The sequence below is a fragment of the Actinoplanes derwentensis genome, from assembly GCF_900104725.1.
GTDB lineage: Bacteria > Actinomycetota > Actinomycetes > Mycobacteriales > Micromonosporaceae > Actinoplanes > Actinoplanes derwentensis.
In genome coordinates, this window is record NZ_LT629758.1 from 4,067,894 (window position 1) to 4,093,298 (window position 25,405).

Annotated in this window: 20 protein-coding genes; 5 read left to right on the forward strand and 15 right to left on the reverse strand. The window is 67.5% G+C overall.

The genetic code is table 11. The features are described 5' to 3' along the window. Positions 1 to 37: 37 nt before the first annotated feature. Positions 38 to 2,758 (reverse strand): cellulose binding domain-containing protein, encoded by a 2,721-nt coding sequence (locus BLU81_RS18055; RefSeq protein ID WP_092545738.1) that lies wholly within the window; start codon positions 2,756 to 2,758, stop codon positions 38 to 40. 312 nt (positions 2,759 to 3,070) lie between these two features. Between BLU81_RS18055 and BLU81_RS18060 the strand changes: the two genes are divergently transcribed. The 4 genes from BLU81_RS18060 to BLU81_RS18075 all read left to right on the forward strand — a co-directional run bounded on the left by BLU81_RS18060 (position 3,071) and on the right by BLU81_RS18075 (position 8,172). Next, positions 3,071 to 4,435, forward strand: a complete 1,365-nt coding sequence (locus BLU81_RS18060; RefSeq protein WP_092545739.1) for a UDP-glucose dehydrogenase family protein — start codon at positions 3,071 to 3,073, stop codon at positions 4,433 to 4,435. Between the two features lie 357 nt (positions 4,436 to 4,792). After that, positions 4,793 to 6,160, forward strand: a complete 1,368-nt coding sequence (locus BLU81_RS18065; protein WP_092545740.1) for an ABC transporter substrate-binding protein — start codon at positions 4,793 to 4,795, stop codon at positions 6,158 to 6,160. 117 nt (positions 6,161 to 6,277) lie between these two features. Beyond that, the gene (locus BLU81_RS18070) at positions 6,278 to 7,255 is read left to right on the forward strand and encodes a carbohydrate ABC transporter permease (RefSeq protein WP_092545741.1); all 978 of its coding nucleotides are present in this window, start codon (positions 6,278 to 6,280) and stop codon (positions 7,253 to 7,255) included. Continuing rightward, positions 7,255 to 8,172: a carbohydrate ABC transporter permease gene (locus BLU81_RS18075; RefSeq protein ID WP_092545742.1), complete on the forward strand. Its 918-nt coding sequence runs from the start codon at positions 7,255 to 7,257 to the stop codon at positions 8,170 to 8,172. The genes BLU81_RS18070 and BLU81_RS18075 overlap by 1 nt, the downstream gene beginning before the upstream one ends. A gap of 236 nt (positions 8,173 to 8,408) precedes the next feature. Here BLU81_RS18075 and BLU81_RS18080 read toward each other — a convergent pair whose 3' ends face one another. The 12 genes from BLU81_RS18080 to BLU81_RS18135 form a co-directional block, all read right to left on the reverse strand. Beyond that, positions 8,409 to 9,851, reverse strand: coding sequence for a DHA2 family efflux MFS transporter permease subunit (locus BLU81_RS18080; protein ID WP_092545743.1), 1,443 nt, complete (start codon positions 9,849 to 9,851; stop codon positions 8,409 to 8,411). Between the two features lie 90 nt (positions 9,852 to 9,941). Next, positions 9,942 to 10,745 carry a hypothetical protein gene (locus BLU81_RS18085; RefSeq protein WP_092545744.1) on the reverse strand — a complete coding sequence of 268 codons (804 nt, stop codon included), beginning with the start codon at positions 10,743 to 10,745 and terminating at the stop codon, positions 9,942 to 9,944. Between the two features lie 135 nt (positions 10,746 to 10,880). Further along, entirely contained in the window at positions 10,881 to 12,767 is a 1,887-nt protein-coding gene (locus BLU81_RS18090; RefSeq protein WP_092545745.1) for a zinc metalloprotease, read from the reverse strand. A gap of 61 nt (positions 12,768 to 12,828) precedes the next feature. Continuing rightward, positions 12,829 to 13,470, reverse strand: coding sequence for an immunity protein YezG family protein (locus BLU81_RS18095; protein ID WP_092545746.1), 642 nt, complete (start codon positions 13,468 to 13,470; stop codon positions 12,829 to 12,831). A 123-nt stretch (positions 13,471 to 13,593) separates the two neighbouring features. Further along, positions 13,594 to 14,022, reverse strand: coding sequence for a hypothetical protein (locus BLU81_RS18100; RefSeq protein WP_157751664.1), 429 nt, complete (start codon positions 14,020 to 14,022; stop codon positions 13,594 to 13,596). A 174-nt stretch (positions 14,023 to 14,196) separates the two neighbouring features. Further along, complete coding sequence (locus tag BLU81_RS18105; protein WP_092545748.1) at positions 14,197 to 15,531, reverse strand: nitrate/nitrite transporter; 1,335 nt, start codon at positions 15,529 to 15,531, stop codon at positions 14,197 to 14,199. A 2-nt stretch (positions 15,532 to 15,533) separates the two neighbouring features. Then, complete coding sequence (locus BLU81_RS18110) at positions 15,534 to 15,830, reverse strand: Rieske (2Fe-2S) protein (protein WP_092545749.1); 297 nt, start codon at positions 15,828 to 15,830, stop codon at positions 15,534 to 15,536. Then, positions 15,827 to 18,337 carry a nitrite reductase large subunit NirB gene (gene nirB / locus BLU81_RS18115; protein WP_092545750.1) on the reverse strand — a complete coding sequence of 837 codons (2,511 nt, stop codon included), beginning with the start codon at positions 18,335 to 18,337 and terminating at the stop codon, positions 15,827 to 15,829. The genes BLU81_RS18110 and nirB overlap by 4 nt, the downstream gene beginning before the upstream one ends. Positions 18,338 to 18,461: 124 nt before the next feature. Continuing rightward, on the reverse strand, positions 18,462 to 19,253 hold the full coding sequence (locus tag BLU81_RS50725) for a sirohydrochlorin chelatase (protein ID WP_092545751.1): 792 nt from the start codon (positions 19,251 to 19,253) through the stop codon (positions 18,462 to 18,464). 448 nt (positions 19,254 to 19,701) lie between these two features. Further along, positions 19,702 to 20,802 carry a uroporphyrinogen-III synthase gene (locus BLU81_RS18125; RefSeq protein ID WP_092545752.1) on the reverse strand — a complete coding sequence of 367 codons (1,101 nt, stop codon included), beginning with the start codon at positions 20,800 to 20,802 and terminating at the stop codon, positions 19,702 to 19,704. 129 nt (positions 20,803 to 20,931) lie between these two features. Beyond that, positions 20,932 to 21,120: a hypothetical protein gene (locus tag BLU81_RS18130; protein WP_092545753.1), complete on the reverse strand. Its 189-nt coding sequence runs from the start codon at positions 21,118 to 21,120 to the stop codon at positions 20,932 to 20,934. Positions 21,121 to 21,281: 161 nt separating this feature from the next. Continuing rightward, complete coding sequence (locus BLU81_RS18135) at positions 21,282 to 22,748, reverse strand: alpha/beta hydrolase (protein ID WP_092545754.1); 1,467 nt, start codon at positions 22,746 to 22,748, stop codon at positions 21,282 to 21,284. Positions 22,749 to 22,948: 200 nt separating this feature from the next. On the opposite strand from BLU81_RS18135, the gene BLU81_RS18140 reads away from it, so the two are divergent. Next, a complete protein-coding gene (locus BLU81_RS18140; RefSeq protein WP_092545755.1) occupies positions 22,949 to 23,863 on the forward strand; it encodes a DUF4253 domain-containing protein in 915 nt (304 codons plus the stop codon). A gap of 12 nt (positions 23,864 to 23,875) precedes the next feature. On the opposite strand, the gene BLU81_RS18145 is transcribed toward BLU81_RS18140, so the two are convergent. Beyond that, on the reverse strand, positions 23,876 to 24,391 hold the full coding sequence (locus BLU81_RS18145; protein ID WP_092545756.1) for a hypothetical protein: 516 nt from the start codon (positions 24,389 to 24,391) through the stop codon (positions 23,876 to 23,878). Between the two features lie 96 nt (positions 24,392 to 24,487). Then, positions 24,488 to 25,381: an AurF N-oxygenase family protein gene (locus BLU81_RS18150; protein ID WP_092545757.1), complete on the reverse strand. Its 894-nt coding sequence runs from the start codon at positions 25,379 to 25,381 to the stop codon at positions 24,488 to 24,490. Positions 25,382 to 25,405: the final 24 nt, after the last annotated feature.

The following is a 25,405-nucleotide window of genomic DNA, read 5'->3' on the forward strand; positions in this document are numbered from 1 at the left end:
GTGGCGCCCGGTCGGACCCGGGCGCCACCGGACCGGCCTACGGGGTGGTGGAACAGGTGACGGGGGACGGGATGGGGTTGGTGGTGCCGGTGGTGCTGCCGAGGAATCCGAAGGTGGTGGAGGCCCCGGACGCGAGGGTGCCGTTGTATCCGGCGTTGACGACGCTGACGGCGGTTGCGGACTGGGTCGCGGTGCCGCCCCAGCTCTGGGTGACGGTCTGGCCGGCGGTGTAGGTCCAGCCGACCTTCCAGGCGTTGGTCGTGGCGGTTCCGTTGTTCCTGACGGTGACCTCGCCCTGGAAACCGCCCGACCAACTGCCGGTCAGCTTGTACGTCGCCGAACAGCCGGCGGACGGGCTGACGCTGGTACTAGGGCTGACGCTGGTACTGGGGCTGACGCTGGTACTGGGGCTGACGCTGGTACTAGGGCTGACGCTGGTACTAGGGCTGACGCTGGTACTAGGGCTGACGCTGGTACTGGGGCTCGCGGGCGTGGACGGGGTCGGCGAAGCCGGGCCTCCGGTGCGGTCGGCGTAGAGGATGCCGCGGCCGTTGGTGCCCAGGTAGACCCGGCCGTAGACCCGCGGGTCACCGGCCAGGGCGTCACCGGCGTTGCCGTACTGGTGCTTGTCGTCGTTGATCCGGACCCAGTAGGCGCCGCTGTTGTCGGAGCGGAACACCCCGTCCACGCCGTCGACCGTGCCGACCAGGAACACCGCGGGGACGGTCGCGCCGGGAGCAGCCTTGCCGAACGCCACGTTGATCCCCTCGGAGACGCCGCCGCCGACGGTGGTGAACGTCTGACCGGAGTCGGTGGACCGGAACAGCCCGTTCTTCGCCGCCACCCATACCTGACCGGCGGCACCGGGGACGGCCTTCACGTTGACCCGGCCCTCGGTGGGCAGGACGACCGACCGGGCGGTGAACGTGGCCCCGCCGTCGGTGCTGGTGTAGAACTTTCCGGCGGCGTACGCATAGAAGGTCCCGGGGTTGACCCGGTCGCTCTCGACCTTGGCCCCGGCCGGAATACCGGTGGAGGCGGTCCAGGTGCTGCCGCGGGTGGTCGAGTAGTGCACGCCGACACCGGCCGGGGCCCAGACCACGTTGTTCGCGTCCGCGCCGACCGCGACGGTGCCGCCGCCGGTCACGCCGGCCGGTTCCTGACCCTGGTACCAGTTCTTGCCGCCGTCGTTGGAGATCCCGATGTGCGGGGCCGCGTCACCGTTGCCCACCCGGACGAAGAACGCCGGGCTCAGTTCGGCGAAATCGAGGCCGGTGTTGCTGCCCAGCGAGGGGGTGTCGTGGAAGTTCGGCGGCACCGTGTCCAGGTCGGCGTGGTGGAAGCCGCCGACGTCACCGAGTGCGCTGACCAGCGGGGCTCCCGACGGCGGGCTGGCCAGGTCGAGGACCGCGGTCTCCTCGATGCCCTTGGCGTACGGCTTGATGGTGAACGTGGTGTTGCTGTCCCAGTTGGTCAGCTGGGTGGTCCCGTAGACGGTCGCGCCGGTGCCGTAGAGCAGCCGGTTGGAGTCGAACGGGTCGATCGCCAGGGACTCGTTCATCCAGCCGAGTTTCGGGCTCTCCTCGGGCGCCTGGGCGGTGCTGTTGAAGTCCAGCCACGGGTTGGCCGAGATGTCCATGGTGTAGCGCTTGGTCCGGCTCGGGTAGCTCGTCCAGTCCCAGGCCCGGGTCCAGGTGGCGCCGTAGTCGGTGGAGCGGAAGAAGATCGCGTCGGGCCACCAGGAGATCTGGGTGGCGACCATCAGGGTGCCGGGCTTCTGGGCGTCCACGGTCAGGCCGGAGTAGCCGTAGTAGCGGTCGGCGACCGGGGTCGGTGAGATGTCGGTCCAGACGCCGGTGGTGGTGTCCAGGCGGGCCACCTGACCGGCGGCGCCGTCGTACGGTCCGCCGGTGTCGCTGGTGGCGATGAACAGGTATTTGCCCTGGATCACGCCCTTGTGTGCGAGATATCCGGTCGGTTGCCCGGCGACGCGCTCCCACGTGGCGCCGGAGTCGAGCGAGCGGTAGACCGGGTTCTCCTTGTCAGCGACGCCGACGTATACAGCGGGTGACGCCGGATCGAATGTCACCCATGTCAGCCCTTGGTTCTGGTTCAGATAGCCGTTCGGGTCGGACGGGTCGGCGACATAGTTACCGGCGTTAGGGAAGTTGGTCACTTTCCCCCACGTGACGCCGTAGTCGGTGCTGCGCCAGAGCCCGTTTCCGCCCTCGGCGGCGAAATAGACCTTCCGGCTGTCCCTGGGGTCGACGGCGAGGCGCTCCCCCATGCCGCGACCGGGCATGTTGCCGCCGACCTTGAACGGCAGAGCCGTCCGTGACCAGGTGTTTCCCTTGTCGGTCGACCGCAGGATCGCGCCGTTGTTGGGGTCCCAGGAGTTGGTGTACATCCCGACGGCGGCGTAGACCCGGCTGGTGTCGACCGGGTCGGGAGCGATGCTCAGCACACCGTTGTGACCCCAGTCGTCCTGGCCGACCCAGTCCAGCAGCGGGGTCCAGCTCTGCGCGGACTGGCTCCAGCGGTAGGCGCCGCCGATGTCGGTCCGGCTGTAGATGAGGTCCTTCTCGCCCGGGTTGAAGACGATGCCGGGCACGAAACCACCGCCGTCGATCCGGACGTTCTTCCAGGTGTAGGGCTCGGCGGGGGCGGCGGTAGCGACGTGGGGGCCGGCGGCGACGGCGACCGCGGTGGCAGCGGTCATGAGGGCGGCGACGATCACGCCGCCGGTGGACCTTCGCATGGGGGATGACCCTTTCATTGACGCACATGAGTGGGAGCGCTCCCAAAGCGTCTGCCGATGTCATCTTCATGTCAAGAGCCGGAAACTTCACGGTGACATCAGGGCGACAGTGGGCTACTGGTCGGCAACCATCCGATGGAAGTGGACAATCAGTGACATTTGACTGCTGGAAAGGCTGTGTATCATTCGGCCGGAACACGCAGGTCGGCGTCATCCGGGGCGCGGGCCGGCCGGCCCGGCGAGAGGCCGGTTAAACCACGTTCCGCATACGTGGCGTAACCGCGGGTACGGCGTAGCGGTGGAGGAGATTGCATGAAGGTTTGCGTTGTCGGTACCGGCTATGTCGGCCTCACCACGGGCGTCAGCCTGGCCTTCCTCGGCCACGAGGTGACATGTGTCGACCTCGACCAGGCCAAGGTGGACATGCTGCGCGGCGGCAAGTGCCCCATCTACGAGCCCGGGATGGAGGAGCTGCTCGCCGAGGCCGAACCGAACCTGACGTTCACCACGTCGTACGAGGAGGCCATCCCCGGCGCCGACGTGGTCTTCGTGGCGGTGCAGACCCCGTCGGCCGCGGATGGCAGCCCGGACCTGCGCTACCTGCGCAGCGCGGCGGAGAGCGTGGCGCAGTCCCTGAACCACGACTTCACCGTCGTGGTCAACAAGTCCACAGTGCCGATCGGCAGCGGCAACTGGGTCGACGCGATCCTGCGTGACTCGTTCGCCACCCGCGAGGACCGGCCCGAGGGCGTCGAGTTCGCCGTCGCCTCGAACCCGGAGTTCCTGCGCGAGGGCAACGCCATCTCGGACACGCTCTACCCGGACCGGATCGTCATCGGCTCGGACAACCCGCGCAGCCTCGAGGTGCTCAACCACCTCTACCGGCCGATCATCAACCAGACGTTCACGCCGCCGACGTTCCTGCCCCGGCCCGAGGACGCCACCGCGGTCCCGCTGGTCTCCACCGACCTGGCCTCGGCCGAGCTGATCAAGTACGCGGCCAACGCGTTCCTGGCCCTGAAGATCAGCTACGCGAACGAGATCGGCCAGCTGGCCGCGAAGGTCGGCGCCGACATCACCGAGGTCGCCCGCGGCATGGGCCTGGACCAGCGGATCGGCTCCCGGTTCCTGCAGCCCGGCGTCGGCTGGGGCGGCTCCTGCTTCGGCAAGGACACCAAGGCCCTGATCGCCACCGCCGCCGAGTACAACCTCGAGATGCCGATCGTGCGCGCCGCCCGCGAGGTCAACACCCGCCAGCGGGCCATCGCCGTGGAGCGCCTGCAGGACGAGCTGCGGATCCTCAAGGGCCGCAAGATCGGCCTGCTGGGTCTGGCGTTCAAGCCGAACACCGACGACCTGCGCGACTCGCCGGCGCTGGACATCGCGAACTCGCTGATCGCCCGGGGCGCCCGGGTCAAGCTGCACGACCCGGTCGCCTCCGAGCGGTTCCGGGTGGAGCAGCCGGAGCTGGCGCCCTACCTGAGCACGACGATCGACGACGTGTTCACCGACTGTGACGCCGTGGTGCTCGTGACCATGTGGTCGCAGTACCTGGAGCTGGACTGGTCGAAGTTCGTCGGCCTGATGCGCACCCCGATCCTGCTCGACGGCCGGCACGTGCTGGACGCCGACCGGATGCGCCGGCTCGGGTATCGCTACGTCGCCGTCTCCGGCTAGACCTCGTTACGCTCGTTACCGCCGTGGCGGCCCGCTGGGCTGCCGCGGCGGTTTCCTTTTTGCGCTGTACCGCCGGATTAGCCCTGTCCAGCAAAACCGACTCACACCATACCGGTGAGGCGTTTAGTCCGGATAAATATGGGCATCTACCTACGAAAAGGTTCGGATACCGATAGGCTCTTCCACCAATCTTCTTAACCGGTTAAGGTGCCGGAGGGTCGCAGCGATATCGTTACCGACTCGATCGCGCCGAAATCATTGCGCAACTTGCTGGTTACCTCTTGACTGTTGGTCAAGAAGCGCTTCGGACGGCGGCGTCGCAAGACGCCGGAGGCGCTATATGACATAGGGAGCGGTATGTTCGTTCAACGTGGGAGTTCGCGATCACGGGTCGCGGTCGCCGGTGCCCTCAGCGTGGGCCTGGTCTTCGGTCTCAGCGCTTGCGGCGACAGCAGCGAAACGGACAGCGGGACCACCGGGAGCTCGGCGGCAGCCATCGACTGCACGCCCTACACCGCCTTCGGTGACATCAAGGGCAAGACGGTCACGATCTACACCGGCATCGTGACCCCGGAGGACGCCCCGCACAAGGAGTCCTACAAACCCTTCGAGCAGTGCACCGGTGCCACCATCAAGTACGAGGGCGACAAGGCCTTCGAGACCCAGGTGCTGATCCGGGCCGAGGCCGGCAACCCGCCGGACCTCGCGTTCGTGCCGCAGCCGGGTCTGCTGCAGCGCCTGGTCGCGACCGGCAAGGCCAAGGAAGCCCCGGCCGAGACCGCCGCCAACGTCGACAAGCACTTCGGCAAGGACTGGAAGGCGTACGGCACGGTCGACGGCAAGTTCTATGCCGCACCGCTGGGCGCCAACGTGAAGTCCCTGGTGTGGTACTCGCCCAAGGAGTTCAAGGACAGCGGCTACGCCGTCCCCACCACCCTGGCCGAGCTGAAGACCCTCAGCGACAAGATGGTCGCCGACGGCAAGAAGCCGTGGTGCGCGGGTATCGCGTCCGGTGAGGCGACCGGCTGGCCGCTCACCGACTGGATGGAGGACTTCTTCCTCCGTCTCAGCGGCCCCGAGGCGTACGACAAGTGGGTCAAGCACGAGATCCCCTTCAACGGCCCCGAGGCCACCGCGGCCCTCGACGCCGTCGGCGCCTACCTGAAGAACGACGCCTACGTCAACGGCGGCCTCGGCGACGTCAAGAGCATCGCCGGCACCACCTTCCAGGACGCGGGTCTGCCGATCCTGGACGACCAGTGCTCGCTGCACCGCCAGGCCTCGTTCTACGCCGCCAACTTCCCGAAGGGCAAGACGGTGGCCGAGGACGGCGACGTCTTCGCCTTCTACCTGCCGGGCGAGACCGCCGACAGCAAGCCGGTCCTGGGTGGTGGCGAGTTCGTCGTCGCGTTCGCCGACCGTCCCGAGGTCAAGGCGTTCCAGACCTACCTGTCCAGCGACACCTGGGCCAACGCGAAGGCCAAGCTCTCCTCGGGCTGGGTCTCCGCCAACAAGGGTCTGGACCCCAACAACCTGACGAACCCGGTCGACAAGCTCTCGGCTGAGATCCTGCTGGACCCGAACGCCACGTTCCGCTTCGACGGCTCGGACATGATGCCCGCCGCCGTCGGTTCCAACGCGTTCTGGAAGCAGACCACCAACTGGATCACCGGCCAGGACACCAAGAAGACGCTCGACAACATCGAATCGGCCTGGCCGAAGTAATCTGCGAGTAACAATGGGCCGGTCGGGTATCCCCCGGCCGGCCCTAGCAGTCTCTCGCTTTCTGTTCTTCACTTAACCTCCTCTCTCGCTTGGAACAACCAAGGAGGAACGGGCCGCGTGTTCACCACCGCCTCCACCACCGGTCATAAGATCGGTCAGATGTTCGCGGCGATCCTGCTGTTCGCCGCCGTCGTCGGCCTGATCCTGTTCATCGCCGGGCGTTTCACCGGCAAGCGCGACCGTGCCATCGCCGCGCTCTATCTCGCACCGACCGTGCTGCTGCTCAGCGTCGGGCTGCTCTACCCCGGACTCCGCACCATCTACCAGTCGTTCCTCGACGCGTCGCTGACGAACTTCGTCGGGCTCGACAACTACCAGAAGATCTTCACCGATCCGGAACAGCTCACGGTCCTGCGGAACACCGCGTTCTGGGTGCTGCTCACGCCGTTCGTCGCAACCGGGATCGGCCTGCTCTACGCCATCCTGGTGGACAAGGCCCGGGTCGAGTCCTTCGCCAAGGCGCTGGTCTTCCTGCCGATGTCGATCTCGTTCGTCGCGGCGTCGGTGATCTGGAAGTTCATGTACGAGTACCGCCCCGACCAGCGCAACGTGAACCAGATCGGCCTGGTCAACCAGATCATCGTCGCGATGGGCGGCAAACCGGTCCAGCTGTGGATCGAAGCCCCGCTCAACACGTTCCTGCTGATCGTGATCCTGGTGTGGATCCAGGCCGGCTTCGCGATGACCGTGCTGTCGGCGGCCATCAAGGCGATCCCGGACGACATCATCGAGGCCGCCCGCCTCGACGGCGTCGGCCCGTGGGGGATGTTCCGCTTCGTCACGCTGCCGGCGATCCGCCCGGCCGTCGTGGTCGTGCTGACCACCATCGCCATCGGCACGCTGAAGGTCTTCGACATCGTCCAGACCATGACCGGCGGCCGGTTCGACACGAGCGTCATCGCCAACGAGTTCTACAGCCAGACCTTCCGCAGCGACAACCGTGGCTTCGGCGCGGCGCTCGCGGTGGTGCTGTTCATCCTGGTGATCCCGATCGTCGTCTACAACATCCGCCAGCTTCGCCGTTCGGAGGCGTGATGACCACCGCTGCACCCATCACCACCACGCCAGGGGCGAAGGCCGAGGGCAAGAAGCTGTCCGCCGCCGAGACAGCGAAGCGGAAACTCACCTCGCCGTGGGCGTCACTGGCCGCGATCGTCATCGCGGTGCTGTGGACGATCCCCACATTCGGTCTGCTGGTCTCCTCCTTCCGCCCGGAGGAGCAGATCAAGAAGACCGGCTGGTGGACGTTCTTCTCCGACCCGCAGTTGACGCTGGACAACTACAAGGCCGTCTTCGACTCGGAGAACGGCGTCAACCTGGCGGACTACTTCCTCAACTCGATCGTCATCACGATCCCCGCGGTGCTGATCCCGCTCTGCCTCGCGGCGCTCGCGGCGTACGCGTTCGCCTGGATGAACTTCCCGGGGCGCAACTTCCTCTTCATCGCGATCTTCGCGTTGCAGATCGTCCCGCTCCAGGTGACCCTGCTGCCGCTGCTCCAGCTCTTCGTCAAGCTCGAGATCGACGGCACGTTCTGGACGCTGTGGCTGTCGCACTCGACGTTCGCGCTGCCGCTGGCGATCTACCTGCTGCACAACTTCATCAAGGAGGTCCCGGCCAGCCTGATCGAGGCGGCCCGGATCGACGGCGCCGGGCACGTGTCGATCTTCTTCCGGGTGCTGCTGCCGCTGCTCACCCCGGCGCTGGCGGCGTTCGGCATCTTCCAGTTCCTCTGGGTCTGGAACGATCTGCTGGTCGCGCTGACCTTCACCGGCGCCCCGGAGATCTCCCCGATGACGGTGCAGTTGTCCAACCTCAGCGGCACCCGGGGCACCGCCTGGTACCTGTTGTCAGCCGGCGCCTTCGTCTCGATCGTCGTGCCGGTCACGGTGTTCCTGCTCCTCCAGCGTTACTTCGTCCGAGGTCTGCTCGCGGGCAGCGTCAAGGGCTGATCTGTCAAGCAAGGGGGCCGCACCGGTTTGATCCGGTGCGGCCCCCTTGCTGTCTCATACAAACGTCTCAGCCGGGCGTCTCAATCACGGGTCTCAATCAGCCGTCTCAATCAGCCGTCTCAACCAGGCGTCTCAACCAGGCGTCTCAACCAGGCGTCTCAACCAGGCGTCTCAGCCGGGCGTCTCAACCAGGCGTCTCAACCAGGCGTCTCAACCAGGCGTCTCAACCAGGCGTCTCAACCGGGCGTCTCAACCGGGCGTAAAGCTCGGTATGCGATCAGCAGGCTTGTCGCCAGCAGCAGCGCCGGGATCAGGTAGGCGCCGCCGACGGCCGCCGCTAGTTCCGGGCGCAGCGCCTGGCGGGCCGCCGGATCCAGGGTGAGCATGCCGCCCACTCCCCCGGCCTCCGGCGCGCGCGCCGTGACCAGGAGGCTGAGCGAGACCGCGACGATCGCGCCGCCGGTCGCCGAGGAGAGCTGGTTGACCAGGGTCAGCAGGGTGGTGCCGCGGGGCGTCTGGTCGTGGTCAAGATCCCGCATCGCGACCGTCATGGCCGGCATCAGCGTCGCGCCGGAGCCGGCGGCGAACAGCATCGCCGCCGCGATCAGCCACGGATAGCCGGCGTCGGCGGTCATCGCGGTGCCCAGCGCGAGAACCCCGGCCGTGCCGAGGGCGGTCCCGGTGAGCACAATCCGCCGGGGCGGGATCCGGTCGACCAGTCGGGTGCCGACCTGCGCGAACACCGCCACCACGATCGCCTGCGGCAGCACCAGCAGCCCGGCCACCGCAACCCGGTCGCCGCCGACACCCTGGACGAACAGCGGCAGCACCGCCATGGTGCCGAAGTAGGCCGCCCCGAAGCAGGCCATCACCCCCAGCCCGGCCCGGAACGGCCGATGCTCCAGCAGCCGCAGGTCCACCAGCGGTTCCGGGATCCGGCGGGACCGCCTGACGAAGGCGGCCAGCAGCCCGAGCCCGAGGGCGAGCAGCCCGAACCAGCCGAGGGAACGTTCCAGGAGCGTGCCGCCCAGGACCACGGTGGTGGATCCGCCGGACAGCAGCGCCAGCCCCACCAGGTCGATCGGACGGCCCACGGCGGCGGGTTCGTCCAGCGGGAGCACCCGGCGGCAGACGGCGAAGGCGAGCAGGCCGATCGGCAGGTTGATCAGGAAGATCCAGCGCCACGAACCGGCGTCGACGAGCCAGCCCGCCAGTGGCGGCCCGAAGACCGGGCCGATCGCCAGCGGCAGGACCAGCAGGCTCATCAGACGGCCCCGCGCATGGCGAGGCACCGCCCGCAGTCCGATGGCGGTGCCTACCGGAGTGAGCAGGCCGCCGCCCAGCCCCTGGACGAAGCGGAAGAAGGCCAGGGAGAACACGTCCCAGGCCAGCCCGGCCAGTAGGGACAGCACGGTGAAGACGATCATCGCGCTGAGGTAGACCCGGCGGGCTCCGAACCGTTCCACGGCCCAGCCGGCCAGCGGGATCACCGAGACCAGTCCGAGGAGATAGCCGATGGTCACCCACTGGGCGGCCGGCAACGACGTGTGCAGGCCGGCGACGATCGCGGGCAGGGCCACCGCGGTCACTGTGGTGTCGACGACGACCAGGAGGCCGCCGAGAGCGAGGGTGAGGCCGAGGACACGGATACCGCGGCCGGCGTGGGCGATGTCGGTCATGATGGCCAGCGTCGGTCCTCAACCGCGCTTGAGGTCAAGACGAAGGGCCGTACCGGAAACCGGTACGGCCCTTCGTTCAGAACGCTGGTGTCACTGCTTGCCGGAGCGGACGCTCATGCTGTCGTCCCGGCTGATGCCGCAGTAGCGGTCCGGCGGGCAGAGCTCGGTCCAGGTCGCGCGCTTGGTGAACAGGTACCGGCCGGTGCTCGGCATCTTCAGGGACGCCGCGCCGCTGGTGCCGTTGAACTTGAAACCGACCGCGGTCTCCTTGCCGAGCAGACCGCACGAGTAGTTGTCGCCGCTCTTCTCCTTGAGCCCGTTACTCGCCACCCACAGGCCGGCGGCCTTGAGCGGGGAGACCGGGATCGGCAGGCCGGTCACGAACTTGACGGCGCCGACGACCGAGAGCTTCGACGGCTTCTTGGTGCAGACGGTCGGCTGGAACACGATGGTGTTGGCCTTGGTGACGCCCTTGATCATGACCCCGAAGCCGTGGTCGCCGTTCGCCGGATTGGCGTCGACCTTCGAGCCGCTCTTGACGAGTTTGAGGTCCTTGAGATTGGTGTTGACCGAGTACTGGTACACCTTCCAGGCGGCCGTTCTCGTCTTCTTGCAGGAAATGATCTTCACTGCGGAGTAGCCGTTCTTGGTGTTCTTCCGGAAGTAGAACGGCGGGTCGACGACGACCTGATTGCTCTGGGTGAAGTGGGTGACGAACTCGTATTCGTTGGAGACGCTGTTCAAGTAGACCGTCGAGGTCTTGATCTTGTAGCAACCGGCCTGGGCGGCAGCGGCCGAGGCGGGCGGCGAGCCGGCGAGCAGCACGCCCGCGGCGACACCGGTGGCCACGAGACCGGCCAGAACCCGTACGCCGATGGAATTGAAGTTTTTCATTTCTCCCCGTTTCTCAAGAGACCGATCGATCTCTCGATACGGGGACCTTACCGACTCCGGGCCCTTTGAGAACTGACCGGATCTTGACAGAGAACGGGGCCCCGGAATTTCTCCCGGGGCCCTATGGAAAACCGTTTACGGCTGGCTGCGCGGGCTGTCCGGCGCCAGGGTGTCGATGAACTCGTGCGGCTCGTGCACCTTGCTGCTGCTGCGGGCCTGCTCGGCCTCGGCCTTGAGCGTGGCCGCGACACCGGCCTCGTCCACGCCCGGGATCGCCTTGACCTTGTCGTAGGCCTTCTCGGCCAGCGCGTACGCCGCCCGGTAGTCGTGCGCGGCGAACGCCTTGCTCGCGCCGCCCAGCAGCAGGTCGGCGGTCTTCAGCGCGGTCTTGCCCTTACCTGCCGGAACGGTCGCGGCGAGCCGGTTCGCGGCCTCCCAGTAGGCGGCGGTCAGGAACCGGTCGCTGTTGTCCCGGTCGAACTGGCTGAAGTCCCAGTTGACGTCGATGTAGCTCATCATCGAGTTGTTCTCGTCACCGGCGTTGGCGTAGTAGAACTCGCCGGCCCCGCCGTAGTCGACGCCGCTGGCGCTGTCGTAGCCGTCGTGCGGGTGGCTCATGCCCAGGTGGTGGCCGACTTCGTGGATCTGCGTGGTGGTCAGCCCGTACCCGGCGGCGACCACTTCGGGCGAGATGAACGAGAACACGTACGACTGGGTGCCGTCGGTGTAGTTGTCGTCGGCGAAGCCGAGCGCCGGAACCCCGACACCCGCACCGACCGCGTAGTTGAACAGCGGGATCTCGTAGTCGACCTTGCCCTGGTCGTCGAGGGCCCGGTCCAGGTTCTCGTTGTTGTAGAGGTAGAGGTTGCCGATCGGCGGCAGACCGGTCTCCGGGTAGCACGACTCGCCGGTCAGCACCCCGAGGTAGCACTGCTCGGCCTTCGTGTCGTACGGCAGGTCCTGGAAGTCCTGCGAGAACCGGTTGCGCCAGCGCAGTTCGGACAGCTCGCCGACGAGCAGTTCCGGAGTGATGTACTCCTTCGACGCGTCGACGCCGGGCCAGCCCTCGTAGGTGTTGTTGTCGATGTCCAGGGTCTTCGGCGGGTTGGCCGTCGGCAGCTCGACCGGGTACAGCGGCGACGTGGTGAACAGCAGGTTCAGTGCCACGTAGCGGGTGATCTTGCCGAGGTCACCGGCCAGAGCGGACGGGGCACGGTAGCCACCGGCCACGTACTCCCAGGTCGGCGGCATCCGGTAGTCGGGCACGCCGTCACCGTCGACGTCGGCGTTGTCCACGTCGTAGTTGGCCGTCCACGACTCGGGGCCGGCCGACAGGTCGTGGAACCAGACCCGCCGGGTGGCGCCCAGGCCGGTCTCCTCGTCGTCGGCGGTGGTGCCGCCCCAGGCGATCAACTTGCGGCTGTCCCGGTTGGCGCCGAAGTCGTAACCGGTGTCCGGGTCCGGCTCACCGATCTTGGTGTAGACGTGGTGCTTGAAGTCGGGCCGGCCGAACCAGTTGACGAAGAATACCGTGTTGCGGCGGGTGTCCACCCCGGACGGCGGGTTGAAGGCCAGCCACTTCTCCACGCTCGGCGCGTCGATCGTGGAGTTGTCGGCGATGTCCAGGACGTTGTTGGCCTGGTCGTTGTAGGCCTGCTGATAGGCCGTGAGCGGGGCCGGTTTCGCCAGTTTGCCGAGCTGCTTGAAGAACTTGTTCTCATAGCTCTGGTTGGCGTACGTCAGTTTGTAGTCGTACTTGTAGGTGATGCCCAGTTTCTCGGTCTCGCCGTACCAGAGGCGGGACCGGACCACCGGCTCGTAGTTCGTCGCCAGCTCGCCGAGGAACGCGCTCTTGGCGACCTGCGACGGCTCGTAGCCGACGAACACCACGTTGACCGGAACCTTCTCGACGAGGCGCGGCTGACCGCCGGGCTTCAGGTAGCCCAGTGACGGCGCGGCCGCGGCGGAACCGGCGGGTCCCGCCGAGGCGCCGACGAGGACCGCGACGACAGCCACGGCCATAGATCTCTTCCATCCCATGCGGACACGCTGCCATCAACGCCGACCGATGGGAACCCTTGACTCAGTCCCGAGGGCGAACCAGCGGCTCGTAGGAGAAGTTGACCTCGAAGGTGTCGTCGCGGCGGACGGTCATGGTGATCCCGTACCAGGGGTCGTCGCCGTCCTCCGTGGTCGACTCCCAGAGGTCGATCAGGTAGTCGGCGATGTCGTCGAGTGACTCCGGGGCGTCGTCCCAGTCGATGTGGTACGAGGTGCCGTCCGCCCGGTACATGGTCAGGTCGTGGCTCGACCAGTCCTCGTCCAGCTCGCCGTCGAGGACGATCTTCACCGCGTCGTCCGGCAGGACGTCGCGCAGCACCACGGCCAGGCTCTCGATGATCTCCTCGGTCTCGGGCTCGACAGGCGTGAACGTCACCTCGGGCTCGCCCTCACGGCCGACCGTGACGGTGATCTCGTGCCACGGGTCGCCGTCGCCGGCGTCGTCGGCCTCCCACAGCCGGATCAGCAGCGCGCTGATCTCGTCGGCCTGCTCGGGGTAGTCGTCCGGGCCGAGGCCGAACTCGGTGCCGTCCGGCCGGCGCACGGCAAACGACGCGCTGGAGTAACCCTCGTCGGCCTCGCCTTCGAGAACGATCTCGGCGGCCTCGTCCGGGAGCATCTCCCGCAGAAGCGATGCGATCTTGCTGATGACGTCGTCGCCCACGACGCGGGAGCCTATCGATCACGCGCAACGCCCGGCGCGCAGGGCCTCCCCATGACGGAGACGGCCGAGGGCCGCACCCCGTTGCGGAGGTGCGGCCCTCGGCCGATCGAGCCGGGTTCAGCTCTAGCGGGTGCCCTTGTAGCCGTAGCCACCGCCCGGGTGACCGCCGTAGCCGCCGCCCGAGTGGTGACCGCCGTAGCCACCACCCGGGTGGTGACCACCGTAGCCACCGCCCGGGTAGCCGCCGTAGGAGGAGACCCGCAGGGCCCAGTCGCTGCCGTAGCCGCGGTTGACCCGGACGCAGGAGTACCGGTTCCACTGCCGCTTCCACTGGCCGACCTTGCCGATCCGGTCGCAGGTCCGCAGGCTGCGGTAGACCCCGACGACGCGGTCCCGGCGCGGGAAGGCCTTCTGCTGGGTCGCGACCCGCTTCTCGCCGACTGAGGGCGCGGCTGACGACGACGGAGCCGCCGAGGCCGGACCGGCCGCCATGGTCACACCGGCGGCGACTGCCACACCGGACATGACGATGGCACGAACAACCTTGTTCATACGATCACCTTTTCCGCAAGAAGGGTTATTTCTGGACGGGGAGAATCGTATGGTCACGGAAGGTCTTAAATCATGGCAAAACTGGACACTTTGGAGTGAATGATCGAGTGTTAACTGTCTAAACTCATACTTTCAGCCAGAAACGTGCTCCCCGTTCAGGGGAGCACGGATCGGTCAAACGGCGATCTTGGTACGGGCTGACGGCCGAAGGTAGACCACCCACGTGACCAGCACACAGAGCGCGTAGAAGCCGATGAAGCCGATGTACGCGGCGTCAGCGTCCTGATAAGTCAGGAACGACTGACGGAACGCCAGGTTGACCAGCACACCGCCGACGGCGCCGATCGCCCCGGCGATACCGATCACCGCACCGGAGATCCGCCGGGCCGTGTGCTCGTCATCCGCGAACTTCTGCTTGAAGATCGCCGGGATCATCTTGTACGTCGACCCGTTGCCCAGTCCACTGAGCACGAACAGGCTGATGAAACCGACCAGGTAGAGCGGCAGCGACCGCTGCTGGGCCGCGACCAGCACGATCGACGCGCCGGCCGCCATCGCGATGAAGTTGACGAAGGTGACCTTCGCGCCCCCGAACCGGTCCGCGAGAGCCCCGCCGAACGGCCGGATCAGCGAACCCAGCAGCGGGCCGATGAAGGTCAGGTACGCGGCCTTGACCGGAGTGTCGAAGGTCTCCGCGAACTGCACCTGCAGCACCTGGCCGAACGCGAACCCGAAACCGATGAACGAACCGAACGTGCCGATGTACAACACCGACATGACCCAGGTGTGACCCTGCCTGGCGGCGTCCCGCATGCCGCGCTTCTCGTTGCGGGCCTGCGTCAGGTTGTCCATGTAGAGCGCCGAGCCGACCGCCGCGAGCACGATCAGCGGGATGTAGACCCCGGCCACCAGACCGGGACTGCCGGCACCGACGACCGCGAGCACGAACAGGCCGACCAACTGCACCGCGGGGACACCGATGTTGCCGCCACCGGCGTTGATGCCGAGCGCCCAGCCCTTGAGCCGGTCCGGGTAGAAGGCGTTGATGTTCGCCATCGAGGAGGCGAAGTTGCCGCCGCCGACACCGGCGAGAGCGGCCAGGATCAACATCGTCTGGTACGAGACCCCGGGCTCGATCAGGATCGCCGCCAGAATCGACGGGATGAGCAGCAGGGACGCGCTGACGATGGTCCAGTTGCGGCCGCCGAACCGGGCGACGGCGAAGGTGTACGGGATCCGCAGCCCCGCCCCGACCAGGGTCGGCACCGCGGTGAGCAGGAACTTCTGTGCCGGGTCGAAGCCGTAGGCGGGCCCGAGGAAGAGCACCATCACCGACCAGAGCGACCACACCGAGAAGCCGATGTGTTCGGACAGGATCGAGAAGATCAGGTTGCGTTTGGCGATTCGCTTGCCACCGTTGTCCCAGAACTCCCGGTCCTCGGGCCGCCAGTCGTCGATCCAGTGGCCGCTGATGCTCTTCGCGGCCGGCCGTTCCAATGTAGCGGTCATCGTCAGACTCCCAGAATGATGTGTCCGTCGTCGACCCGCACCGGGTAGACGTCGATCGAGGGCTGGCCGGACTGGGAACACCCGGTGGCGAGGTCCCATGCGTACAGGTGCAGCGGGCAGACGACGACGCGGTTGTCGATCTGCCCGTCGGCGAGCGGGCCGCCCTTGTGCGGGCAGACCGCGGAGACCGCGCGCAAGGAGCCGTCACGGAGGCGGAAGACGGCGACCATGTCGTCGTCGACGCTGTAAGTGCGCCCCTCACCCAGGGGGATCTCTTCGAGCGGACCGAGAAGTGTCATGCCCGCACCGGAACCTGCGGGAGGACGGTCAGCGGCAGGCTGGTGCGGAACTGGCCGGGCGTGGCCGGCACCGCCCGCTCCTTCCACGGGTCCCGATAGGACTGCACGGCTTCTTCCACCGCGGCGTCCAGGGCTTGCGCGATCCCGTCCGAGTCGTCCACGACGATCTCCCGGATCCGGTCGATGCCGATCCGCGGGACGAACGCGTAGGTGCGCTCCAGCCAGTTCGCGTTCTCGCGGTAGTACTGCAGGAACCGGCCGGTCAGGCGGATCACCTCGTCGGCGGTGCCGACCGTGGTGAGCAGGTCACCCTTGCGGATGTGGGCTCCGGCGGCGCCGCCGACGTAGATCTCCCACCTACCGCCGTCGATAGCGACGACACCCAGATCCTTGACGTACGACTCCGCACAGTTGCGCGGGCACCCGGAGACGGCGAGCTTCATCTTGCCGGGGCCTTCCAAGCCCTGATACCGCTCTTCCAAGGCGATGCCCAGGGCTGTCGAGTCACCGACGCCGAAACGGCAGTAGTCGGAGCCGACACACGTCTTCACGGTGCGGAAACTCTTCGCGTAGGCGTACCCGGACGGCATGTCCAGGTCCGCCCACATCGCCGGCAGCTGCTCCTTGGGCACCCCGAGCAGGTCGATGCGCTGGCCACCGGTGAGCTTCACCATCGGCACGCCGTACTTGTCGGCCACGTCGGCGATCTTGCGCAGCTGGTCCGGGGTGGTGACGCCGCCCTTCATCTGCGGGACCACCGAGAACGTGCCGTCACGCTGGATGTTGGCGTGCACCCGGTCGTTGATGAAACGGGCGTCGCGTTCGTCGATGTATTGATCAGCCCACATCATCTTGAGCAGAGACGCCAGGCCCATCTTGCTCTTCGCGTCGTGTTCGCCACCCGGCACCAGTTTGTCGAAGACTGCCGACACACTCTTCAGTTCGTACCGGCGGATGACGGCCATCAGCTCCTGCTTCGGCATCGGGACACCCGGCACGTACCAGGACGCGGCCGGATCCTCCTCGGCCTCACCACCGGCCGCCCACTCGACGATCCGCTGCACCAGGGGCTTGCAGGTGCCGCAGCCTTTGCCGGCGCGGGTCTTCTCCATCACCCCGCTGACCGTCTTGCAGCCGCCGTCCACCACACCGCAGATCGTCTGTTTGTCGACACCGTTGCAGTTGCAGACCTGGGCATCACCGGGCATCTCCGCCGGCGTCACCTCCTGCCCCGGGCCTCCGAGATCAAAAAGCAGCTCAGCGCGTACGTCCGGAAGGATCTGTGCTTTGTCGAACGCCTGGATCAGACCGGCCGCCTTGCTGTTGTCACCGACCAGAGTCGCGCCGACCAGCACCCCGTCCCGGATGATGACCTGCTTGTAGAGGCCCTTCTTCGGCTCGCTGTAGACGATCACCTCGTCGTCGTCGCTCGCCGGCTCCTTCAGGCCCATCGCTGCCACGTCGATGCCGGCGACTTTCAGCTTCGTGTGCAGTTTCGAACCCTGGTAGGCGGCCTCCGGATTCCGGCCGGTGAGGTGGTCGGCGAGCACCTTCGCCTGCTCCCACAGCGGCGCGACCAGGCCGTACATCTCGCCACGGTGCTGGGCGCACTCCCCCACCACGTAGATGTCGTCCTCGCCCACGGCACGCATCTGGTCGTCGACCACGATGCCGCGCTCCACGATGAGGCCACTGTCCGCGGCGACCTGGGTGTTCGGGCGGATGCCCGCGGCGACCACGATCACATCAGCGTCTATCACCGTGCCGTCGGCGAGTTTCACACCGGTGACCCGGTCCTTGCCGAGGACCTCGGTGGTCATCGCGTTCAGGATCACCCGGATGCCGAGGCGGCTCTCCACACTGTCCTTGAGCATGGCGCCGGCCCGCTCGTCGAGCTGCACGTTCATCAGGTGACCCGCGGCGTGCAGCAGGGTCACCTCGCTGACGTGGTTCTGCAGCCCGCGGGCCGCCTCCAGGCCGAGCAGGCCACCGCCGATCACGACCGCGCGCTCGTGATCCCGGGCGTACCGGATCATCCCCCGCGTGTCGTCCAGCGTCCGAAACGCGAAGACGCCCTGGTGGTAGCCCCGCTTCGGGTTGTTGATGTTCTTGATCGGCGGCGTCCACGAGCTGGATCCGGTCGCGATGATCAATTTGTCGTACGGGGTGGCGGCCCCGTCCCCCGCGACGACCACCTTCGCGGCGCGGTCGATCCGCTCGATCCGGGTGCCGGAGTGCAGGGTGATGCCGTTGTCTGCGTACCAGCCCAGATCATTGAGGAAGATCCCGGACTCCTCCTCCACCCCGGCGAGCAGGTTGGAGAGCATGATCCGGTTGTAGTTGCCGTAGGGCTCGTCCCCGAACATGGTGATGGTTCGCTCTTGGTCCCGGTCTCGGGTTTGGTCTCGGGTTTGGTCTCGGGTTTGATCTCGGTCTCGGGCGAGGATCTCCTCGACCGTGCGGGCCCCGGCCATGCCGTTGCCGATAACCACCAAGCGTTGCGTCATCAGATCTCCAGCAGTCCGGGCGTCTGGTCACCGGTGATGCTTCCGGCCCGCCGTTTCCCGCCGGGGCGCCTGGCGGTGACGCTGCTGTACAGGAATCCCTACAACCCACTCGCCCCCGTTGTGACTACAACCGGCTACCGGCCGTTGTGAGAAGCGCACTGTCGAACCGCTGCAACACCAGATCCGCCACCGCCGGCTCATGACACAGCGGCGGGGTCACCGAGTCCGCACCGGCACTGTGCAGAGTGCGATAGAACAGCCCCTCAGCCAGCAGATACGCCGCCACCGCCACCGTGCGCGCCCCTTCCGCCCGCAGCCGGTCGACCACATCATTCACCCGCGGCCCACTCCCCGACGTGTACCCGAGCTCAACCCGCCGCCTACCATTCCCGGCCCACCGCCCATCACCACCGCCGGCCCCCACCGCCAACCGCCTACCGTCGCTGCCAGCGTCCTTCACCCGCTGCCCGCCATCGCCGCCGGCGTCCCGCACCGACCGCTCACCACTGGAGTCGGAGAGCTGGGCGGCCACCTCGCGGATACCGGCCACCCAGAGCGGGTCCGAGGAACCGGCCGAGGCCAGCACCACCGCGTCGGCGTCCGGCAGATTGCGTCGCATGCTGTCCAGGAAGACCGGGTCCGGGCCGAGCGGCGCGGTGACCGGAAAATGTGTCGACTTGACCGCATCGGCGATATCAACACGGACGTGATAGCCACAGGACAACAGCAACGGCACCACCACCGCGTCCCGGACGGTCGGCACCACGTCGGCGACCTTCGGTTCCTGCACGTCCACATAGCAGAGCCGAACGTCCAGACCAGGCCGCCGACGGGCAACAGCAGCGGCGAGCCGCTCGATCTGCCGCCGCCCGTCCGGCGACCGGGTGCCATGGGCAACGGCGATCAGAGTCGGCAAACCAGCCCGCGCAGGGAAACCGGTCTGCGCAGGGAAGCCCGTCGGGGCAGGAAAGTCGGTCACGGGCGTCTCCTCAGGCTTCAGCGCTCCCGTACGCCTTCGGCGCGAGGGAACTGTCGTCGTGCGCAATGGGAGCGGCCCGGCATGGCATCAGGCTCGCGATTTCCCGGTACGGGTATCCGGTCCCGGCATGGACATCGGGATCTTCCGGATCCGGCCTCGTCGCCGGCACTGCTTCGTATTGACGTGACTCGACTCGTCTTAACTTTGATTCGAGCTACATCATCTTGAATGACACATCTTGACCAGCACGCATTGACTAGCTCGATTTGCCCCGCACGTCTTGATTAGCTCGTCTTGCCGGGCATGTCTTGACTGGCATGTCTTGACTGGCATGTCTTGGGCGGCAGGCGCCGGGCTGAGTTGAGTTGAGTTGAGTTGAGTTGAGTCAGGCTGCTTCGTCTATGCGTAAGCGGTAGCCGCGTTTGATCACGGTCTCGATGTGTTTTCCGGATCCCAGGGCTGCCCGGAGACGGGCGACCGCCACGTCTACCGCATGGCCGTCGTTGCCCCGGGGCAGGGACATCACCAGCTGTTCCTTCGACACCACGGCTCCGGGGCGGCTGGCCAGGGCGGACAGGATCGCCATCGCCGCGGGCGCGAGCGCGTGGGTCACTCCGTCGATGAGGACCGCGTGTCCCCGTACCTCGAGAATGGTTCCGGCGACGTGCAGTCGCAGCGCCCGGCGGGGAAGCTCGTCGGTGACCGTCTTGATCAGGGCGCCCAGCCGGTACCGCTCCGGCATCACCACTTCGACACCCCGCTCGATCAACGGCGCGGCGGTGACCGGCCCGACACATGCGGCCAGGGTGCCGCGACCGAACGCGGTGGTCACGTCCGCCCCGGCGTCTTCCGCGATCATCAGGAACGCCTTGACCGCAGGCGCGCTGGTGAACGTGACAGCGTCGATCTGACCGGCGACGACCTGTTCGGCGAGGCGTTTCACCGGCGCGACGTCGGGTGGGAGCGCCCATCGGTAGACCGGTACCTCGACGACCGCTGCACCGGCCGTACGCAGCGCTTTGACGAATTCGGTCTGGGGTTCGCCGTGTTCTTGCACCACGATCCGGCGGCCGGCGACGCCTTCGGCGAGCAGGCGTTCGAGCACCTCTTCGGAGGCCTCGGTCTTGGCCGCCCAGTCCTCGATGAGCCCGGCCGCGCGGATCGCCCCGCACGGTTTCGGGCCACGGGCGATGATCCGCGCGTTGCGCAGTGATTCGCGCAGCGATTCGGCCAGACCCCAGCCTTCGGCCGCTTCCAGCCAGCCGCGGAAGCCGAAGCCGGTGGTGGCGACGACCAGGTGCGGTTCGAGTCCGATGCAGGCGGCGGTCGCCGCATGCAGCGCGGCGTCATCGACGAGCGGGACGATGGTGATCGCCGGTGCGCTGATCACCCGCGCCCCACGCCGTTCCAGTAGAGCCGCCATCTCGCTGCGGCGCCGTTCCGCGGTCACCGCCACGGTGAAACCCGCCAACGCACCCTCGATCATCCGGTCCCCATCCTGTGCCGCCTGTCCGGTGCAAGAGTCCTGATACCTGATTTCGGGACCGGCAAAGCAATGTTTCCGCCAGAATAACGGCTGGTCACATGCTTCTCAGGGGGACATGTGAGCGGCCGATCACGCGTCGTCCGGGTCGTCGAGGAACGACCGCAACTCCCGGTTCAGGTGGTACGCCGCGATCCGGCCGTCCAGCAGACCGACCCGGTAGTCGGGGCCGACCTCCGGATCCTCGGCGATCTGCGGATCCCGGAGTCCGGCGGCCCCGTCCATGCGGCCGGCGTTGTAGGCCACCAGGGCGTCGTCCATCGAATCCTCTCCCGAGTATCTCTCCCGCCGCGTGATGATCTTCAACGCGGAACGTCGCGACAATCTCGCACGTGGTGAGGCTCCGGCGACCCGGCTGATGGTGCCGATCCGGCCGCCGGAAGGACACCGCAACCTGACCGAAACCGTTCAGCACCCGAAGTTCAGCTGACGCAGTGGATGTCTCCGGTGGGGAGGACACCGTCGAGTAGATACCGGTTCACCGCACCGTCGACGCATCCGTTGCCGGCTACCAGGTACTGGCCGTGACCGAACCGGCCCCGCAACGTCACCATCCGCGACCCCGCGAGCGCCTCATGCATCACCTGTTGCCCGGCGTACGGGGTGGCCGGGTCTCCATCGGCTCCGACGACCAGCGCGGGCCTGCGGTTACCGATCACGGTGGCCGGCTCGGCGGGGCGGGCCGGCCAGAACGCGCACGGGCTGATGTTGCGGGTCAGCGGACCGAACAGGGGCTCGGCGGCCCGGTGACGCTGGATGTCACGGTAGTAGGTCGCCGGGTCGCGGGAGACGGCCCGGTCAGCGCAGAGGATCGGCGTGCCCGCACGGTCGGAGGCCGGCCCGGAGCCGGTGAACAGCATGGTCAGGAACTGCGTCAACGACTCGTCCGGGGTGCCGGTGCGAAGCGCCCGGAGCTTGCCGGCGAGAGACGCGTACACCTCGGGGCCGTCGTCGTAGAGGCCGGTGAACAGCAGCAGCGGCAGAACGTGTGCATCCACCTCGTACAGCCCCGCGGTCGTCGTCTTTTGATCGAGTCTCTCGACGGTCGTCAACACGTCGTTCCGAGTCGCACCGAGGCCGTATTCGGCATGGTGTTCGGCCGCCCAGGACGCCCAGTTCTCCAGCGCGGCCTGGATCGCCGGGGCGCTGCGGGCGAACAGGCCCGGGCCGTAGATCGACGGGTCGACGGCGCTGTCCAGCACCACCCGGTCCGCGTGGTCGCCGAACATCTGCAGGTAGACCGCCCCCAGATAGGTGCCGTAGGAGTAGCCGAGGTAGGAGATCCGGGACTCGCCGAGTGCCCGCCGGACCCGGTCCATGTCGCGGGCCGTGTTGCGGGTCGACGCGTGCGGCAGCAGGGTCCGGTCGGCGGCGCATCCAGCCGCCAGGTCTCTCGCCAGTGTCACGCTCGCGGTGAAGGTGCTCCGGTCCGGGCCGGCCCCGCGCAGGAACGTGTCGGTCTTCCAGCGGCAGTCGATCGGGTTGCTGCGCCCGACGAAACGCGGATCCATCGCCACCAGGTCGTAGGCGGCGGCCACCTCCGGCATCAGCGGACCGGCGAGGACCATCTCCAGCGCGCTGGTGCCCGGTCCGCCCGGATTGAGCATCAGGACACCCCGGCGCCGGTCCTGGTCGGTGGCCCGCTTCCGGGTTACCGCGACGGCGATCGTACGGTCGTCAAGCTCGCGATAGTCGACCGGAACCGTGACCTCGCCGCACTCCGCACCGGCCGCGTCCAGGACCGGCCCGGCCTCGTCGGACGGCCCGGTCGTGCAGCCGTGCCAGGCGATCGGCGGGATCGGGACGGCCGAGGCGGAGACCGGGGCGGACAGCCCGGACAGGGCCAGCGCGGCGACGGCCAAGGGCGCGGTGACCCATGTGATTCGCATGTGTCGAACCTAGGAATCGGCGCTCGCGATCGCGATGGTGCACGGCCCACCTTCGCGGGATGGTTTCCACTACCGCCGGGGTATGCCCAGCACCACCTTTGGCCCGTTCCCCCACCTCTGGCCTGTTCCCCGGCTCGGCCCGCTCCCCGGGTTCGGTCGTTCCGGCGGCGGCGGTCCCGGGCCGGCCGGATACTCGGCTCATGGCCGCTGACGCCGACACCGTCCGGAAGGTTCTGAGCACGACGATGCTCGCCGATCTGCCGATCACGCCGGTGTTCGGCGACTGTCTGCTGATCAGCGGGGTGGATCCGGCGGACGTGTTGCCGGCCTGGCGGACGGCGCGCGCGGTGATGCCGTCGACCGGCCGCCGCCCGGTCTTCCTCGACGGCGACGCGCCCCTCTTCGACGATGTCGCCCTCCCCGGCCCGCCGCTCCCGTCTCTCCCTGATCTCCCTGATCTCCCTGATGAGGACTTGGACGACGACTTCGAGGCGGACGCGTGGTCGGGGCCGGAACTCACCGAGCTGGACCGGCAGGCACGGGCCGGCGACCCGTGGCAGGCCTTGAGGCGGCCGTGGTGGGACCTGCCACTCACCGATGACGCGTTCCGGGCACAGGTGCCGGCTTTCGACATTGATTTCAACATTGATTCGGTACGGCACCAGGTCCCCGATCCGACCTTGCAGGCCGTGAACCGTTGTCTGTTCGACCGGATCCGGGGCGATCCCGAACTGCTGGCTCAGGTGCCGCCGTACCGCGACCGTCTCACCGGGCTCCACAACTGGTACCGCCCCGATCGGGTGGAACTGCTGCTGGCGCCCACCACCGAGGCCCATCTGCTCGCCGCGTGGGCCGGCTTCCACGGCACGCTCGGTCAGCACGAGGTGCTGGCCGGTGTCCTGCTGCACTGGCACGACCGGTGGCAGGCCGATCTGGTCGCCGGCTGGGAGACGATGCTCCAGTTCGTCGTGGGCCGGCGTCCGGAGACCGCCGATGACGCGTGCGAGCTGGCGTACCAGATCACGCTGCTGGCCGGCAACCTGGAGATGAACCTGTGGGAGACGGCGCTGGCCGTGACCCGCGGCGACGAGTGGTTCCTGCACGACCGCCCGTGACCCGGCCCCTCATCAGTCGCTGGTGAAGTAGTCGACGGGTCGCGGCCGCTGCAGATCGACGCCGAGGGCGCGAAGCTCGTCCGCGGTGAAGGCATGATGGGCCCGGTCACCGAGGAACAGCCCGACGAGTTCCTCGAGGATGATCAGGTGATCCTCACGGGACTCGTTGTTACGGGACCAGATCCGATCACTGGCGGCCATCACTTTCGTGCCCGCCTCGCCGGCCCGGTCCAGTCTGAGGTGCAGAAGCCCCGCCTCCAGGAACCCGGACCACGGATCAGTAAGCGCGAGCACCGACTCCACAGTCGACCGGAACAGCATGTGCAGCACCGGATCCGGAATACCCTCCGGCGTCAGCCGCACCTCGAAGAGCCGCTCCAGCCCGTCAAGCATGCCCTGGTGGTGAGCCCGGAGCGCGGCATTGAACGCTCCGGCCTCCCGCCGATAGCCGCCATACCGCTCCCCGTCTCGACAGCCCAGATAGGCCTCGACGAGTTCACGCCGCCCGTACCATCGCTGCTCGCTCATGATCTTGAACTTATCCCGGCCGCACGGTCCGCCGGCGCCCTCACCCGGCGCCCATGGAAGCCGTCCGTCACCTGGCGCCGCATGGGAGCCGTCCGGTCAGCTGCCGCTGCTCGGGAGCAGGCCGGAGGCGTGCCAGAGGGTGATGCCGGGGCCGCCTATCAGGTTGAGGCTGGACAGGAACGTGACCACCCGGTCGCCGGCCCAGCGCAGCGTCTCGCGGTGGTGCGGGTTGGCCCGGGCTGCCCGGCGGCCCTCGTCCGGGTCGATGCCGACGGCTCGGTACACACGCGGGTCGATCAGGCGGGTGCCAGTCAAGTAGGCGGCTCGGGCGATCACCAGTCTGTCGAAGTGGAGGCGGGAGCGGCCGGCCGTGCGGATCTGCCGGGCCAACTCCTCCCGGGCGTACCGGACATGTCTCGCCTCTTCGACGACGTGGATGCGGGAGACCATCCGGACCAAGGGCTGCACATCGCTGTGGCTCATCGCCTCGCGCTGCAGGGTGTCCAGGATCTCCTCGGCGATCAGGATGGCGGCGTACATACGCGGGCCGGCGCCGGTGTGGGCGATCCACTTGCCGAGCCACTGGTTGACGCCGGTGGGCTGGTAGACGGGGGTGCCGAGGCGGGCGATCATACGACCGAACATGACCGAGTGGCGGCATTCGTCGCCGATCTCGGTGAGGGCGTACTGGGCGTGCGGGGCGGTCGGGTCCTGATTGAAGTAGTCGCGGATCAACAGTTGCATGAGGATCGTCTCGAACCAGACGCCTAGACCAGCGATGCTGGCGACCTCATGTCTAGTCAAGTCAATACGTTGCTCCTCGGTCATCCGCTCCCAGAGTGCGGTGCCGTAGAGGCTGGAGCGGTGCGGAGGGACGAAATACCTCCCGGGCACGAACGGGGCCGCCCAGTCGATCTCCACCTCAGGGTCGTAGGAGTGTTCGGCCGACGCGTGGAGCAGTCGTACAGCGGTGCGGTCTCGGTCAGTCATCCCGGCCCTCCCGGAAAAGCTTGA